Source organism: Streptomyces sp. NPDC104226 (assembly GCF_055584085.1).
Map to the genome: position 1 here is coordinate 182,035 of NZ_JBVJMS010000007.1, position 16,025 is coordinate 198,059.

General features: G+C 71.3%; 11 protein-coding genes. 6 read left to right on the forward strand and 5 right to left on the reverse strand.

Annotated features, from left to right (window positions below):
- The first annotated feature begins 125 nt into the window (after positions 1 to 125).
- The 5 genes from ACZ60J_RS22765 (at position 126) to ACZ60J_RS22785 (ending at position 9,242) form a co-directional block, all read left to right on the forward strand.
- Positions 126 to 2,189: a thioredoxin domain-containing protein gene (locus ACZ60J_RS22765; RefSeq protein WP_469684382.1), complete on the forward strand. Its 2,064-nt coding sequence runs from the start codon at positions 126 to 128 to the stop codon at positions 2,187 to 2,189.
- 275 nt (positions 2,190 to 2,464) lie between these two features.
- Positions 2,465 to 3,835 carry a glycosyltransferase gene (locus tag ACZ60J_RS22770; RefSeq protein ID WP_469684384.1) on the forward strand — a complete coding sequence of 457 codons (1,371 nt, stop codon included), beginning with the start codon at positions 2,465 to 2,467 and terminating at the stop codon, positions 3,833 to 3,835.
- A complete protein-coding gene (locus ACZ60J_RS22775) occupies positions 3,832 to 5,553 on the forward strand; it encodes an ArnT family glycosyltransferase (RefSeq protein WP_469684386.1) in 1,722 nt (573 codons plus the stop codon). Before ACZ60J_RS22770 ends, ACZ60J_RS22775 begins: the two co-directional genes overlap by 4 nt.
- Positions 5,554 to 5,559: 6 nt before the next feature.
- Complete coding sequence (locus ACZ60J_RS22780) at positions 5,560 to 6,771, forward strand: glycosyltransferase (RefSeq protein WP_469684388.1); 1,212 nt, start codon at positions 5,560 to 5,562, stop codon at positions 6,769 to 6,771.
- A 50-nt stretch (positions 6,772 to 6,821) separates the two neighbouring features.
- Entirely contained in the window at positions 6,822 to 9,242 is a 2,421-nt protein-coding gene (locus tag ACZ60J_RS22785) for a galactose oxidase-like domain-containing protein (RefSeq protein WP_469684390.1), read from the forward strand.
- A gap of 72 nt (positions 9,243 to 9,314) precedes the next feature.
- Here the strand turns inward: ACZ60J_RS22785 and ACZ60J_RS22790 are convergent, their stop codons facing one another.
- The gene (locus ACZ60J_RS22790; RefSeq protein WP_469684392.1) at positions 9,315 to 9,755 is read right to left on the reverse strand and encodes a nitroreductase/quinone reductase family protein; all 441 of its coding nucleotides are present in this window, start codon (positions 9,753 to 9,755) and stop codon (positions 9,315 to 9,317) included.
- Positions 9,756 to 9,765: 10 nt separating this feature from the next.
- Positions 9,766 to 10,452 (reverse strand): PAQR family membrane homeostasis protein TrhA, encoded by a 687-nt coding sequence (gene trhA / locus ACZ60J_RS22795; protein WP_469684394.1) that lies wholly within the window; start codon positions 10,450 to 10,452, stop codon positions 9,766 to 9,768.
- 220 nt (positions 10,453 to 10,672) lie between these two features.
- Here trhA and ACZ60J_RS22800 point away from each other — a divergent pair, with 220 nt between their 5' ends.
- Positions 10,673 to 12,514 carry a phosphoenolpyruvate carboxykinase (GTP) gene (locus ACZ60J_RS22800; RefSeq protein ID WP_469684396.1) on the forward strand — a complete coding sequence of 614 codons (1,842 nt, stop codon included), beginning with the start codon at positions 10,673 to 10,675 and terminating at the stop codon, positions 12,512 to 12,514.
- A gap of 90 nt (positions 12,515 to 12,604) precedes the next feature.
- Here the strand turns inward: ACZ60J_RS22800 and ACZ60J_RS22805 are convergent, their stop codons facing one another.
- From ACZ60J_RS22805 to ACZ60J_RS22815, 3 genes are read right to left on the reverse strand one after another with little or no spacing between them, the layout of a single operon-like run.
- Complete coding sequence (locus ACZ60J_RS22805; protein ID WP_469684397.1) at positions 12,605 to 13,225, reverse strand: hypothetical protein; 621 nt, start codon at positions 13,223 to 13,225, stop codon at positions 12,605 to 12,607.
- On the reverse strand, positions 13,212 to 14,840 hold the full coding sequence (locus ACZ60J_RS22810) for a substrate-binding and vWA domain-containing protein (protein ID WP_469684398.1): 1,629 nt from the start codon (positions 14,838 to 14,840) through the stop codon (positions 13,212 to 13,214). The genes ACZ60J_RS22805 and ACZ60J_RS22810 overlap by 14 nt, the downstream gene beginning before the upstream one ends.
- Positions 14,837 to 16,024: a toxic anion resistance protein gene (locus ACZ60J_RS22815; protein ID WP_469684400.1), complete on the reverse strand. Its 1,188-nt coding sequence runs from the start codon at positions 16,022 to 16,024 to the stop codon at positions 14,837 to 14,839. Before ACZ60J_RS22815 ends, ACZ60J_RS22810 begins: the two co-directional genes overlap by 4 nt.
- Position 16,025 lies beyond the last annotated feature (1 nt).

The following is a 16,025-nucleotide window of genomic DNA, read 5'->3' on the forward strand; positions in this document are numbered from 1 at the left end:
GAGGGCCTCGGTGGTTCGGCAGTGCTGCCACCAGCGTACTGCCCGGGGCTAGCCCGGGCCCTGGAACCGGAACGGAGGCCGTGCCGGGCCCGTGGAGGGAATGGGGCACGGCATACATTGGCCGCATGCCGAACCGCCTCGCGAACGAGACCTCGCCGTATCTGCTCCAGCACGCCGACAACCCCGTCGACTGGTGGCCCTGGTCGCCCGAGGCGTTCGCCGAGGCCCGCGAGCGCGGTGTGCCGGTGCTGCTGAGCGTGGGCTACAGCAGCTGCCACTGGTGTCACGTCATGGCCCACGAGTCCTTCGAGGACGAGCTGGCCGCCGCGTACCTCAACGAGCACTTCGTCAACGTCAAGGTCGACCGCGAAGAGCGCCCCGACATCGACGCCGTCTACATGGAGGCCGTGCAGGCCGCCACCGGGCAGGGCGGGTGGCCCATGACCGTGTTCCTGACGGCCGACGCCGAGCCCTTCTACTTCGGGACCTACTTCCCGCCCGAGCCCCGGCACGGGATGCCCTCCTTCATGCAGGTGCTCGAAGGCGTGCGCACCGCGTGGGTGGGGCGGCCCGAGGAGGTGGCGGAGGTCGCGCAGCGGATCGTACGGGACCTCGCGGGACGGCAGCTCGACTACGGGAAGGCCGGCACCCCCGGGCCCGAGGAGCTCGCGCAGGCGCTGCTCGGGCTGGTGCGGGAGTACGACGCCACGCGCGGCGGATTCGGCGGGGCGCCCAAGTTCCCGCCGTCCATGGTGCTGGAGTTCCTGCTGCGCCACCACGCCCGGACCGGGGCCGAGGGGGCCCTGCAGATGGCCGTCGAGACCTGTGAGGCCATGGCGCGGGGCGGGATCTACGACCAGCTCGGGGGCGGGTTCGCGCGGTACTCCGTGGACCGGGAGTGGGTCGTTCCGCACTTCGAGAAGATGCTCTACGACAACGCGCTGCTCTGCCGGGTCTACGCCCACCTCTGGCGCAGCACCGGGGGCGAGCTCGCGCGCCGGATCGCCCTGGAGACCGCCGACTTCATGGTGCGCGAACTGCGCACCCACGAGGGCGGTTTCGCCTCCGCGCTGGATGCCGACAGCGAGGACCCGCGGACCGGCAAGCACGTGGAGGGCGTCTACTACGCCTGGACTCCCGCCCAGTTGCGCGAGGCGCTGGGGGAGGAGGACGGGGACCTGGCCGCCGCCTGCTTCGGGGTGACCGAGGAGGGGACCTTCGAGCACGGCATGTCGGTCCTCCAACTGCCCGCGCAGGGACCGGACATCGGGGACGAGCGGCTCGCCGCGTTCAAGGAGCGGCTGCTGGCCGCGCGGCAGGAGCGGCCCGCGCCCGGCCGGGACGACAAGATCGTCGCCGCCTGGAACGGGCTGGCCATCGCGGCCCTCGCCGAGTGCGGGGCCTTCTTCGACCGGCCCGATCTCGTCGAGCGCGCCACGGAGGCCGCCGACCTGCTCGTGCGGGTGCACTTCGACGCGGCGGCCGGCCGGGCCCGGCTCGCCCGGACGAGCCGGGACGGGGCCGTCGGGGTCAACGCCGGGGTGCTGGAGGACTACGGGGACGTCGCCGAGGGCTTCCTGGCGCTGGCGGCCGTCACCGGCGAAGGGGTCTGGCTGGAATTCGCCGGGTTCCTCGTCGATCTGGTCCTGGACCGGTTCACCGCCGAGGACGGCTCGCTCTACGACACCGCGCACGACGCGGAGCAGCTGATCAGGCGCCCGCAGGACCCGACCGACACCGCGGCCCCCTCCGGCTGGACGGCCGCCGCCGGCGCGCTGCTCTCGTACGCCGCGCACACCGGATCGCAGGCGCACCGTACGGCGGCCGAGCGGGCGCTGGCGGTGGTGCACGCGCTCGGGCCGCGCGCTCCGCGCTTCATCGGGCACGGGCTGGCGGTCGCCGAGGCGCTGGTCGACGGGCCGCGCGAGGTCGCCGTGGTGGGGCATCCGGAGGATCCGGCGCGGGCGGAGCTGCACCGGGTCGCGTTGCTGGGGACGGCTCCCGGGGCGGTCGTGGCGACGGGTCTGCCGGGGTCGGCGGACGGCGGTGGTGGGGAGTTCCCCCTTCTGGCCGAGCGCACGCTGGTGCACGACGCCCCGACGGCGTATGTCTGTCGACATTTCGTCTGCGCGCGGCCTACGACCGATCCGGTCGAGCTGGCTGACCAGTTGGGTACGGTTCATCCCTGAAAGCACGGGAGTAGCGTCAATTCCGTTTGCTTCAAGGTCAATTCGGCAACGTGGTTGTTATCTCGAAACCTCCTATGCGTCATGTTCACTGCCTAGTCTCATGACTTCGGAGTCACTGATCGGTCACTCTCGGCGCCAGGGGGCGCCGTGGTGGCGCGCACCGGGGGTTGCGCACACGGGGGGAATCGGGGGCGGGGCGAGGGCGGCGGGCTGGGGAGCCTGCCGGACGCGCCCGTCCCCGGGGGGTTCTGGGGATCGCCGCATGGGGTTGCGGCATGTCTGTGGGGGACGCATTGCTCATATCGGTGTTCATTTGTGTGGTCTCGCTCGCGCTCTTCTGGATGGCGGCGTTCACGCTCTGGTGGCAGATGCACGCCTGGCGGACGCCCGAGACGCTCGCCTCGACCCGCTTCGACCGCCCCGACGGCGGCGGCCGGCTGGCCTTCTCCCTGCTGCTGCCCGCCCGCCACGAGCAGGCGGTCCTGGAGCACACCATCGAACGGCTCCTGGAATCGAGCCACCGCGACTACGAGATCATCGTGATCGTCGGCCACGACGACCCCGGGACCGCGGAGGTGGCCGAGCGCGCCGCCGCCCGTGCGCCCGGTCTCGTCCGCGTCGTCACCGACCACCACGAGGTCAAGAACAAGCCGAAGGCCCTCAACACCGCCCTCCCGCACTGCCGGGGCGACATCGTCGGGGTCTTCGACGCCGAGGACCAGGTCCATCCCGAGCTGCTGTCCCACGTGGACCACGCCTTCCGCAGCACCGACGCCGACGTGGTCCAGGGCGGGGTCCAGCTGATCAACTTCCACTCCAGCTGGTACAGCCTGCGCAACTGCCTGGAGTACTTCTTCTGGTTCCGCTCCCGGCTGCACCTGCACGCCGAGAAGGGCTTCATCCCGCTCGGCGGCAACACCGTCTTCGTGCGCACCGAGGTCCTGCGCGAGGCCGGCGGCTGGGACCCGAACTGCCTCGCCGAGGACTGCGACCTGGGCGTGCGGCTGTCCTCCGTCGGCAAGAAGGTGGTCGTCGCCTACGACTCCGACATGGTGACCCGCGAGGAGACCCCGGGGTCCCTCATGAGCCTGCTCAAGCAGCGCACCCGCTGGAACCAGGGCTTCCTCCAGGTCTACCGCAAGAAGGACTGGCAGCAGCTGCCCGGCCGCGGCCAGCGCTGGCTGGCCCGCTACACGCTCATGTCCCCGTTCATGCAGGCCTACTCCGGGGTCGTCATCCCGGTGAACTTCGCCGTCGCCGTCTTCCTCGACGTGCCCGTCGGCGTCGCGATCGTCACCTTCCTGCCGATGATCACCGCGGTGGCGACCTTTGTCTTCGAAGTGGTCGGCCTGCACGACTTCGGCCGCCAGTACGGCATGCGGGTGCGCTTCCCGCACTACGTCAAGCTCGTGGTCGGCGGCCCGTTCTACCAGGTGATGCTGGCCGGCGCCGCGATCCGCGCGGTCTGGCGCGAGCAGCTCGGACGCAACGAGTGGGAGCTCACGAGCCACACCGGAGCCCACCTCACGTCCCCGTCCGGCGACGTCCCGAGCGGTCCGAGCAGTCCGAGTGGCCCGAGCAGCCTGATCAGCGCGAGCAGCCCGAGCAGCCAGAAGACCCTCACCCGAGAGGACAGCCACCGGTGACCGCCACCCTGCCCACGGCCACCGAGGCCGCGCCCGGTTCGACAGCCACCGACTCCGCCGACGCCGCCGCCGATGCCGCCCGGATCCCGCGCCAGCGGACCGGCGGCCTCGGGGTCCGCCCGCCCGCGCCCGCCCGGCCGCTCGTCCGCTTCCGCTCCTCCCGCCCCGACCTGCTGCTCTGCGGTGCGCTGCTGCTGGCGATCCTCCTCGTGCAGGGCTGGAACATCACGAACTTCCCGACCCTCAGCGACGACGAGGGCACCTACCTCGCGCAGGCCTGGGCCGTCCAGCAGGGCAAGGGCCTGGCCCACTACACCTACTGGTACGACCATCCCCCGCTCGGCTGGATCCAGATAGCGGGCCTGACGTACCTGCCGTCCCTGTTCGTGCCCGACGCGATGACCGTCGCGCCGATGCGCTTCTCCATGCTCGCCGTCTCCGCCGCCAGCGCGGTCCTGCTGTACGTGCTGGCGCGCCGGCTCTGGCTGCCGCGCTGGGCGGCCGGCCTCGCCATGGGCCTGTTCGGGCTCTCCCCGCTCTCCGTCGTGCTCCAGCGGGAGATCTTCCTCGACAACATCGCCGTGATGTGGATGCTGCTGGCCTTCTGCCTCGCCGCGTCCCCCAGCCGCCACCTGTGGCACCACTTCGCCTCCGGCCTGGCGGCCGCCACCGCCGTGCTGACGAAGGAGACGATGCTGGTGGTGCTGCCGGCGCTGCTGGTGACCATGTGGCGCCACAGCCACCGGGACACCCGCAAGTTCGCCGTCACCGGAGCCGTCACCGCCTGCGTGCTCATCGGGATCACGTACCCCCTGTACGCGCTGCTCAACGCCGAACTGCTGCCCGGCTCCGGCCACGTCTCCCTCATCGGCGGGATCGTCTACCAGATGGGCCGGGAAGGCTCCGGCTTCATCCTCGACCCCGGCACCGGCTCGAACGGGGTCTTCGAGTCCTGGCTGTACTACGACACCGTGCTGCCGCTCGGCGGGCTGGCCGGCGCCGTGCTGCTGCTCGTCACCATCCGGTGGTCGGTCACCGCCCGGGCGCTCGCCGGCCCGGCGCTCGCCGTGGTCATCCTCGCCCTCGTGGCCATGCGCCCCTCCGGCTACCTCCCGGCGATGTACGTGATCCAGGCGCTGCCGTTCCTGGCGCTGGTCCTCGCCGGGGGCGCGGCCAGCGTCACCCACGCGGTGCTGCGCCGCCGCCGCGCACCGGGGGAGCGGCGCGCCCTGGCCTACGGACGGTGGGCGCTGATCGGCGTACTGACCGCCTCGGCCGCCCTGTACCTCCTCCCGCGCTGGTACGACGGCAACCGCACGGCCCTCACGGTCGACGCGAACGCCCCGTACCGGCAGGCCGCGGCCTGGCTCGGGCGCGAGGTGAGCGACCCCGCCACCACCCGGGTGCTCGTCGACGACGCGCTGTGGCTGGACGCCGTCCACCACGGGTACGACCCGGGGCTCGGCGCCATCTGGTTCTACAAGGCCGACCTCGACCCGGCGGTCACCAAGACCCTGCCGGGCGGCTGGCGGGACATCGACTACGTGGTCTCCTCGCCCACCGTCCGCCGCGACGCGGCGCAACTGCCCAACGTGAAGGCCGCGCTGGAGCACTCGACCCCGGTCGCCGTCTTCGGCGAGGGCGAGGACCGCATCGAGATCCGGCGTACGGACACCGGCGGTCCCGCGGCCGCCTCCCGCACCGGCAACGGGAGCTGAACCGGCATGAGCGAAGACCTCCGGACCCCGCACGCCCTGGATGCCCTGGACGCCCTGCACGAACCGAACGCCCCGCACCTGCCGGAGGCCGCCGGCGAGGCACCCGCCCCGGGCAGCGTCACCCTCATCATCCCGACCTTCAACGAGTCCGGGAACATCGAGGAGCTGCTGAGCCGGCTCGCCGCCGCGCTCCCCGCCCACCTCCCCGTCTCGGTGCTGTTCGTCGACGACTCCACGGACGACACCCCGTCCGTCATCGAGAAGGCCGCCCCGGCCTGCGCCTTCCCGGTGGAGGTCCTGCACCGCGACAGCCCCGACGGCGGGCTCGGCGGGGCCGTCGTGGAAGGGATCGGCCGGGCGGACACCGACTGGATCGTCGTCATGGACGCCGACCTCCAGCACCCGCCCCACCTGGTCCCCGAGCTCGTCGGGGAGGGCGCGCGCACCGGCGCCGACCTGGTCGTGGCCTCCCGCTACATCGCCGGGGGCAGCCGGGCCGGGCTCGCCGGAAGCTACCGGATCGCCGTCTCGCGCGGAGCGACCTGGCTGACCAAAGGGCTCTTCCCGCGCGCCCTGCGCGGGATCAGCGACCCGATGAGCGGGTTCTTCGCGATGCGCCGCTCGGCGGTCACCCAGGAGGCGCTGAAGCCGCTGGGCTACAAGATCCTGCTGGAGCTGGCCGTGCGCTGCCGGCCGGGACGGGTGGCCGAGGTGCCCTTCGTCTTCCAGGACCGCTTCTCGGGGGAGTCGAAGTCCACCGCCCGCGAGGGCCTGCGCTTCCTCACCCACCTGGCCTCGCTGCGCTCCGCGACCCCGCTGGCCCGCATGATCGGTTTCGGGCTGGTCGGGCTCTCCGGCTTCGTCCCGAACCTGGCCGCGCTGTGGATGCTCACGCACACCGGCATGAACTACCTGCTCGCCGAGGTGGTGGCGAACCAGGCCGGGGTGCTGTGGAACTTCCTCCTCATCGAGACCCTGCTGTTCCGCGACCGGCGCCGGCACCGGCACTGGGCCGACCGCCTCGGCCGCTTCACCTTGCTGGCCAATGCCGATCTGCTGCTGCGCATCCCCCTGATCGCGGTGTTCGTCGGCACGTGGGGCTTCGGGGTGCTGTCCGCGACCGCGCTCGCCCTGGTCACCACCTTCGTCCTGCGGTTCGCGGCGACGGAGGCGCTCGTCTACCTCCCGCGCAAGGCGGGCCGCACGCACACGAGTTGAGCCGCACGAGTCGAACCGCACGCGTTGAGCCGCACGAAGGGATGCTCCCCATGCGAAGGAAGATCCGGGGCAGGGCACGGTGGCGGGCCGCACTGCTGGCCGTCGGGGCGATGACCGCGGGCCTGCTGCTGAGCGCACCGCAGCCGGCCACGGCCGGACCGCCCAACCTGCTCACCAACCCCGGTTTCGAAACCGCCGGCCCGGCCGGCTCCGACATGCCGTCCTGCTGGTCGAAGTCCGGCTGGGGGGACAACGACTTCACCTTCGCGACCGTCGCCGACGCACACTCCGGCACCAAGGCGATGAGGGTCTCGCTCACCCGCCGGGTGGACGGCGACCGCAAGGCCCTGGTCACCGAGAACGGCACCTGCGCCCCGACGGTCGTGCCGGGCAGACAGTACGACCTGTCGGCCTGGTACAAGTCGAACACCCCGGACGTGTCGGTGACGGTGTTCCGCCACGACACGACGGCCGGCTGGCAGTACTGGACCGACCTGCAGAATCCCCCGGTCAGCGCCGCGTGGGCGCGCACGTCGGTCCGTACGCCGGCGGTCCCGCCGAACACCGACCAGATCGTGTGGGGCCTGTCCGTCTACGGGGTGGGCACGCTCACCACCGACGACTACACGCTGGAGGAGGTCGGCGTCACCCCGCCGCAGCCCACCTGCACGGGCACGGCCACGGAGTGCGCCAAGGGCAAGTGGGAGGTGATCGCCGCCAAGAACCCGGTGCGCTCGATGCACGCCGTCGTGCTGAAGAACGGCAAGGTGCTGCTGATCGCGGGCTCGGGCAACGACATCGCCCAGTTCAACGCGGGCACCTTCACCTCCGCCGTCTACGATCCGGCGAACGGCTCGTTCAAGACGATCCCGACACCCGTGGACATGTTCTGCTCCGGCCACGTCCAGCTGTCCGACGGCCGGGTGCTGGTGATGAGCGGCAACAAGGGCTATCCCTCCGCGGACGGCACCATCGGCTACCAGGGGCTGAAGGACTCGTACACCTTCGACCCGGCGACCGAGAAGTACACGAAGACGAACGACATGAACGGCGGGCACTGGTACCCGTCCGCGACGATCCTCGGCAACGGTGACGTGATCTCCTTCGGCGGTCTGAAGGAGGACTCCACGGGCGACGTGACCGCGGAGAAGTTCTCGGCGGCGCAGAACAAGTGGCTGCCGATGAACGAGGTCAACCAGACCTGGTCGTACTGGGGCCTGTACCCGTCGATGATCCTCATGCAGGACGGGCGGCTCTTCTACTCGGGCAGCCACACCTTCGGCAACGGCACCCCGGGCACCGGCGCCTCGGTCTACGACTACGACGCCAACACCATCACCGACGTACCCGGCCTGCGGAACAAGGACGAGCGCGACGAGTCGGCGAGCGTGCTGCTGCCCCCGGCCCAGGACCAGCGGGTCCTGACCATCGGCGGCGGCAACAACGAGCGCAACCCGGCCGCGAACCGGCTCACCGACATCATCGACCTGAAGAAGCCGAGCCCCGCCTACACGGCCGGCCCGGACATCCCCCAGGGCCTGGTCGACCAGGGTCAGGGCAAGCGGCCGCAGACCGGCGCCGAGGGCAAGATGTTCGTGTCGGCGGTGCTGCTGCCGGACGGCAAGGTGCTGGAGACCGGCGGCGGGCTGCACGACCGGGCCGACCCGGTGTACGAGGCCTCGTTCTTCGACCCGACCACCAACACCTACCAGGCGGGCCTGGCCACCGACCCGATCCCGCGGACGTACCACTCGGCGTCGTTCCTGATGCCGGACGGCCGCGTCATGTCGGTCGGCGACAACCCGGGCAACGGCACGTACAACCACAACGTGTCGATCTACACCCCGCCGTACCTCTTCAAGGGGGCGCGCCCGCAGATCACCTCGGTGATCGACAGCCAGTGGACGTACGGGGACACGCAGCGGATCACCGTCGACCGGGCGGTCGCCAAGGCGGAGCTGATCCGTCCGGCGGCGGTCACCCACTCCTCGGACCCGAACCAGCGGTTCGTGGACCTGCCGCTGACGGTCGTCAACGGCACCACCGTCGACCTGAACGTCACCAGCAACCCGAACCTGGCTCCGCCCGGCTGGTACATGCTCTTCGCGGTCGACGCGAACGGCGTCCCGTCGATCGCCAAGTGGGTGCACCTGGGCGGCCCGTCGGCGCTGGCGGCCGCCGCCGAGCCCCCGTCCGCGCACGAGCACACCTTCGCGAGCGAGCTGGCGGCCCCGAAGCAGAACGCCGCGAAGCGGGACTCGGCCCCGGTGGCCCCGAACGTGGCCGGCTGCGACCGGCACTACGGGACGGCCAACGTGTGCGTGCCCACGCGGTTCCCGGCGGAGGTGAAGGCGACGACGAAGGCCCGCTGCGACTGGCTGGCCGCCCACAAGTACCCGGCGCGCCTGAAGGTCAACGGCAGCGATCCGCTCCGCCTGGACCCGGACGGTGACGGATACGCCTGCGGGTAGGTGCCCGTCGGCGGGCGTCGCCGACCGGGGGTGCGCGTCCCGGGGCTCGGGCCCCGGGACGCGTTCCGTGGTTCAGGCCCGGCGGAGCCGGATCACCGGGATGTCCCGGTCCGTTCCGTTCTGGTACTCCTCGTACCGGGGGAACACGGCGAGCAGGAGGGGCCAGACGCGGGCCTTCTCCTGCGGGGGCAGCGTGTCGGCCCGGGCGCGGAACCGCTCGCCCAGGACCCGCACGTGCACCTCGGGGTGGGCTTCGACGCTCGCGAACCACAGGGGGTGCTTGTCGGAGCCTCCGTTGGAGGCCACGATCAGCCGGCTGTCCCCGTCCTCGGCGTAGATGAGGACGGTGCGGTGCCACTCGCCGCTGACGCGGCCCCGGTAGTCCAGCAGCAGGCAGGGCGAGCCGTTCGTGTCGGTGTCCTGCGTGCCGCCCGATTCCTCGTACCGGACGGCTTGGTCGCGCACCCGCGGGTTGGGGCTGAGTTTCACGGCGGAGGGGTCGTAGTCGGGCACGGGGAGTCCTCTAGTGCTGGTAGGCGGCGATCGAGATGCCCACGTAGTGGGCGACGAAGGCGGCCAGGGTCAGTGAGTGGAAGACCTCGTGGAAGCCGAAGAAGCGCGGGGAGGGGTTCGGGCGCTTGATGCCGTAGATGACGCCGCCGACGCTGTAGAGCAGGCCGCCGACGATGACCAGCACCAGGACGGCGATGCCGCCGGTGCGCATGAAGTCGGGGAGGAAGAAGACCGCCGCCCAGCCCATGGCGATGTAGCAGGGGGTGTACAGCCAGCGCGGGGCGCCGACCCAGAAGACGCGGAACGCGATGCCGGCCGCGGCCGCGATCCAGACCGCCCACAGCAGCGTCCGCCCGGTGGAGTCGGGGAGGAGCAGCACGGTCAGCGGGGTGTAGGTGCCCGCGATGATCAGGAAGATGTTGGCGTGGTCGAGCCGCCGCAGGATCGCTTCGCCGCGCGGGCCCCACGTACCGCGGTGGTACACGGCGCTGACTCCGAAGAGCAGGCACGCGGTGAGGATGTACACCCCGCACGCGACGCGGGCCCGGGTCGAGTCCGTGAAGGCCATCAGGGCGAGGCCGGCGATCACCACGGCCGGGAACATGCCGGTGTGGAGCCAGCCGCGCATGAGCGGCTTGGCCTCCTGATCGGCGGCTTCGACCATCGGAGCGGCCACGGCAGCGGCGTCGGAAGTCATACCGGCCATGCTACCTACGGTTGCGTAGGTTTCCGTTAGTGCGCTTTACGGAAGATTGACCGGAGTGGCGATGCTCACGTGAGAAGCCCCCTGGACATATGCGCACACGCACCGGATGATCAGATGAGTGCGGTCGACACCGGATGAGCGGAGCGCGAAGCGTCCGGGTCGCGGCCCCCACGGGGCAATCACAAATCAAACCCCTCAACAAGGAGCGATCGTGGCGCGCGACATCGCGGCTGGCACCACTTCCGACGTCCCCACCAAGCACCAGGAGCTCATCTCCTGGGTCGGTGACATCGCAGCCCTCACCCAGCCTGACCGCATCGTCTGGTGTGACGGCTCGGAGGCCGAGTACGAGGCCCTCTGCGAGGAGCTCGTCTCCAAGGGCACCTTCAAGAAGCTGGACCCGGCCAAGCGCCCGAACTCGTACTACGCCGCCTCCGACCCCTCCGACGTCGCGCGCGTCGAGGACCGGACCTTCATCTGCTCCGAGAAGGAGGAGGACGCGGGCCCGACCAACCACTGGAAGGCCCCGGCCGAGATGAAGGAGCTCTTCGCCGGCAAGGGCGAGGAGGGCGGCATCTTCCGCGGCTCCATGAAGGGCCGCACGATGTACGTCGTCCCCTTCTGCATGGGCCCCCTCGGCTCGGAGCTCTCCGCGATCGGCGTCGAGATCACCGACTCCGCCTACGTCGCGGTCGCCATGCGCACCATGACCCGGATGGGACAGGCCGTCCTCGACGAGCTCGGCACCGACGGGTTCTTCGTCAAGGCCGTCCACACCCTCGGCGCTCCGCTCGCCGAAGGCCAGGACGACGTGCCGTGGCCCTGCAACACCACCAAGTACATCTCGCACTTCCCCGAGACCCGTGAGATCTGGTCCTACGGCTCGGGCTACGGCGGCAACGCCCTGCTCGGCAAGAAGTGCTACGCCCTGCGCATCGCGTCCGTCATGGCCCGCGACGAGGGCTGGCTCGCCGAGCACATGCTGATCCTGAAGCTCACCCCGCCGCAGGGGGAGTCGAAGTACATCGCCGCCGCGTTCCCCTCGGCCTGCGGCAAGACGAACCTCGCCATGCTCGAGCCGACCATCCCCGGCTGGACCGTGGAGACCGTCGGCGACGACATCGCCTGGATGCGCTTCGGCGAGGACGGCCGCCTCTACGCGATCAACCCCGAGGCCGGCTTCTTCGGCGTCGCCCCCGGCACCGGCGAGCACACCAACGCCAACGCCATGAAGACCATGTACGCCAACACCGTCTTCACCAACGTCGCGCTCACCCCGGACGGCTCCGACGTCTGGTGGGAGGGCATGACCGAAGAGGCGCCCGCGCAGCTCGTCGACTGGAAGGGCAACGCCTGGACCCCGGAGTCCGAGACGCCGGCGGCCCACCCCAACGCCCGCTTCGCCGTCCCCGCCTCGCAGTGCCCGACGATCGCCTCCGAGTGGGAGGACCCCAAGGGCGTCCCGATCTCCGCGATCCTCTTCGGCGGCCGCCGCGCCTCCGCCGTGCCGCTGGTCACCGAGTCCTTCGACTGGAACCACGGCGTCTTCATCGGCTCGAACATCGCCTCCGAGAAGACCGCCGCCGCCGAGGGCAAGGTCGGCGAGCTGCGCCGCGACCCCTTCGCCATGCTGCCGTTCTGCGGCTACAACATGGGCGACTACATGGGTCACTGGGTCGACGTCGCCAAGGACAAGGACCAGTCCAAGCTCCCGAAGATCTACTACGTGAACTGGTTCCGCAAGAACGACGCGGGCAAGTTCGTGTGGCCCGGCTTCGGCGAGAACAGCCGCGTCCTGAAGTGGATCGTCGGCCGCCTCGACGGCTCCGCCGAGGGCGTGGAGACCCCGATCGGCATCCTGCCGACCGTCGCCTCCCTGGACACCGACGGCCTGGACCTGCCCACCGCCGACCTGGAGTTCCTGCTCACGGTCGACAAGGAGGTCTGGCGCGACGAGGCCTCGCTGGTCCCGGCGCACCTGAACACCTACGGCGACCACACGCCGAAGGAGCTGTGGGACCAGTACGAGGCGCTCGTCGAGCGCCTGGGCTGATCCGCCTCCGGCCGGGCCCCAGGGCCCTCGCCCCACCGAACTCCTGCGGCCGGCTGTCCCCGGCCACGGGTTGACGCGGGATTCCCCGACTCAGGATTCCCTGCGGCCTTCCAAATAGGTCGTGTGCGTCTGCTGACGGCGGGCCTCCGTTTCACGGAGGTCCGCCGTCATGCGTTCCGCCTCCTCCCGCAGCAGCGTCAGCTGCCGCTCCAGGTGGCGCTCGGGCGATTCGCCGCCCGCCGTGAGCCGGGTCCACCAGCGGGTCCGGTTGTAGGTGTCCACGCACTCCGGCACGTCCGTGCGGATGGCCCGGGTCAGCGCGTGCACCGCCTCCGGGTCGGCGGCCAGGACGCCCGCCACCCAGCCCGGCTCCAGCATCGCCGCGTACAGCTCCAGCAGCCCGGTCAGCACCTCGGCGGGCTCCGCCGGCAGGTCCACCTCGCCGACGTACCCCTGCAGCCGCGCGAAGTCCTCCCGTACGAAGCCCAGCTGCTCGGCGGGCTCCGGCGGCACCGGCGGGGCCGGCACCTCCGGCGGGGCGACGAGCGCGCCCGCCCCGTACAGCCCGGCGACCACCACCGGCCAGTACGTGCCGGCCACCCCCGTGAGGGTCAGGCCCACCCCGACCAGCCCGCAGGCGCTGCCGGCCAGGTTCTTCTTCGACTCCAGGAATCCGAGGAGCCGCGCGCCGAGCGGCCTACTGGTAGCCACGGATCTCCTCGAAGGCTCCGTCCAGCGAACCGTTGCCGTCGGTGGCGTCGAAGAGCCGCCCGCCGGTCAGTTCGGTGATGTGGGCGAGTTCCTTGCGGTCCGAGTCGCCGAACAGCACCGCGAAGACCGGGGTGTGCTTCTGCGCCTCGGGCAGCCCCGCGTAGAAGGCGTCGAACTGCTTGGCCCCGGCGCCCGCGGTGTTCTCGCCGTCCGTCATCAGCACGATCGAGGTGAAGGCGTCCGCGTTGCCCTTGCCCAGGTGCTGGTACGCCGCCTGCAGACTGCTGTAGATGGCCGTGCCCCCGTCGGGCTGCAGCGACTTCACGTCCCCCCGGATCGCGTCCAGGGCGGGCCCGGGATTGCCGGGCTCGACCGTGTGCGTCAGGACCTTCTTCACCTTGTCGCCGAAGGGCAGCAGCGTGACCTCCTCACGGTCCCGGAACCGCTCCCCGGTACCCGAACTCCCCGTCCCCGTAAGGTCGGTGAGCGCCGACTTCAGCCGCCCGATCCGGTCCTCCTCGGCCATCGAGCCCGAGGTGTCCAGCACGTACACCGTCCGCGAGGGCCGGCGCAGTTCGTTCTCGTAGCTGGCCAGCAGCCCGTCCGCCACCGACCGGGTGCCCGGGAAGGGGAGCTCGCGCCGCTTGTCCGGGTTCAGCCCGGCCGCCGGGGTCACCCCGGCCGCGACGGGCCGCCGGAAGGTCTTCTCGGTGATCGCCTTCTGCGCCTCGGCGCCGCTCAGGTACTCGGTCAGCGCCCGCCCCGACTCGCGGGCCCCGGCCGGGGCCGAGGTCAGCAGGGTCAGCGGGTAGTGGGCGGTGACGACGCCGTCGAGCGGCCGGATCACCGTCAGGTTCGTCTTGGCGTCCCGGTTCATGGACAGCAGCACCGACTCGTAGTTCACCAGCGCGTCCACGTCCCCGCGCTGGGTGTACGCCGTGGCCAGCCAGCCCGAGGAGCCGGACGTCAGCTTCTGCCCGGTGAAGAACCCCTTCAGCAGCGGCTGCGCCTTCGCCACGTCGGCGTCGGTCAGCGCCGCCTGCGCGCCGGAAAGCCCGGAGGCCACCGAGACCAGGGCGGAGAAACCGGAGTTGGAGCGCACCGGGTCGGTCATCCCGTACGTCAGCTTCCCGCCGGCCACGGCCTCGTGGACCGCCGACCAGGTCACCGACTCGGGCTTCCAGCCGAGCCGGGCCAGCGCCTCGGGCTTCACGCCGAGGGCGACGGGCGAGGACATCACCGGGGTCTCGCTCGACAGCTTCCCCGCGGCCTCGGGCCGCAGCCGCAGGTAGTCGTTGGAGGAGAGCCAGATGGCGTCGTACTTGCCGTCCGCCTTGCCGGAGGCGATCTGCTCGACCGCATCGAGGGTGCCCGACATGGTCAGCTCCACGCCGACCCCGGTGGCGGCCTTCGCCGCCTTCAGCACCTCGTCCATGTCGGACAGCTCGCTGGAGGCCAGGACGCGCAGCCTGCCCTCCTGGTACGCGGTCTGCTTCGGCTTCGGGGCATCGGAGTCCTCCGTGCACGCACTCGCCCCGAGCAGGGTGGCGGCGAGCGCCACCGCCGCGGCCAGCCGTCTGCGCAGCACCGCGCCGCGGATGTTCATGCCGTTCATCGGGCGTCGCCGCCTTCCAGGGAGCCGGCGGTGCGGGTGCGCGCCAGGTAGGCGGAGGCCTGCTGCAGTTCGCCGGTCAGGGATTCCACGGTGGCGGCCATGTTCTCGGTGGCCTGCACCTTGAAGGTGTCGATGGTGTCGAGGGTCTTGTAGATCTGGGCGAAGGCCGTCCGCAGCGTCTCCGCACCGACGGCCGGGTCGGCGGCGATCCGCTGGATCTCCCCGCTCTGCGTGGACAGCATCTCCGCGTTCCCGCGGATCAGGCCCTCCGTGGTGTCGCGCAGGGTGTCGATCTGCTTGATGACCTCGCCCTGCGTGTTCAGTGCCTGCGCCAGCATCACGGCGATCCGCAGCGCGGACACCGTCGTGGTCGCGGCCCGGTCGACGCCCTTGATCAGCTCTTCGTTGTTGCGGCGGACCACGTCCATCGCCAGGTAGCCCTGGGCGCAGACGGCCAGCTGGGTCAGCAGGTCCTGGTGCTTCTGCCGTACGGGGAACAGCACGTCCACGCGCAGCGCGTCGGCCTGCTGCGGGTCGCTCTGCTCGCCGATCCGCTGCTCGACGGCCGCGTCCAGGGCCTCGGTGAGCACTGCGTACTCCTGGAGCTTGCCCATGGTCTCCCACAGGCGGGCGCGCTCGGTGTGCAGGGCGGCGTTGTCGCGGCGCAGCTCGTCCTGGCCGCCGCGCAGCGCGCCGACGATCCGGTTGAGGGTGGCCTGCGAGGAGGCGTACTTGGCCACGTGGTCGCGGAACTTGTTGCCGCCGGGCAGCTTGGAGAGGAGCTTGCGCACGCCCTTCGCGGAGTTGCCGTCGCTCGGGTCCAAGTCCTCGACCGTGCGGCGCAGTTCGACGAGCGAGCCCGCGACGCGGGCCTGGGCGTCGCCGCCGCCGTCCGCGCCGAGGGAGCGTACGGCCCGGTCCAGCATGCGGTTGGACTGCTGGGCGGCGCCGCGGATGTCGGCGGCGCCGAGGCCGGCGATCTCCCCGATGCGGTTCGCGAACTCGGGGGAGCGGCTGTCGATGCCGGCCAGCGAGCCGACGTACTCCCCGGCCCGGCGGGCCATCTCCTCGCGCACCCCGTCCTGGAGCGGTACCAGGCCGGAGGCCTGCTCCCGCCGGACGGGGGCCACGGGCTCGGGGGCGGTGAGGACGAGCGGGGCGTTCTCGGGCGGTGTCAGTGTCATG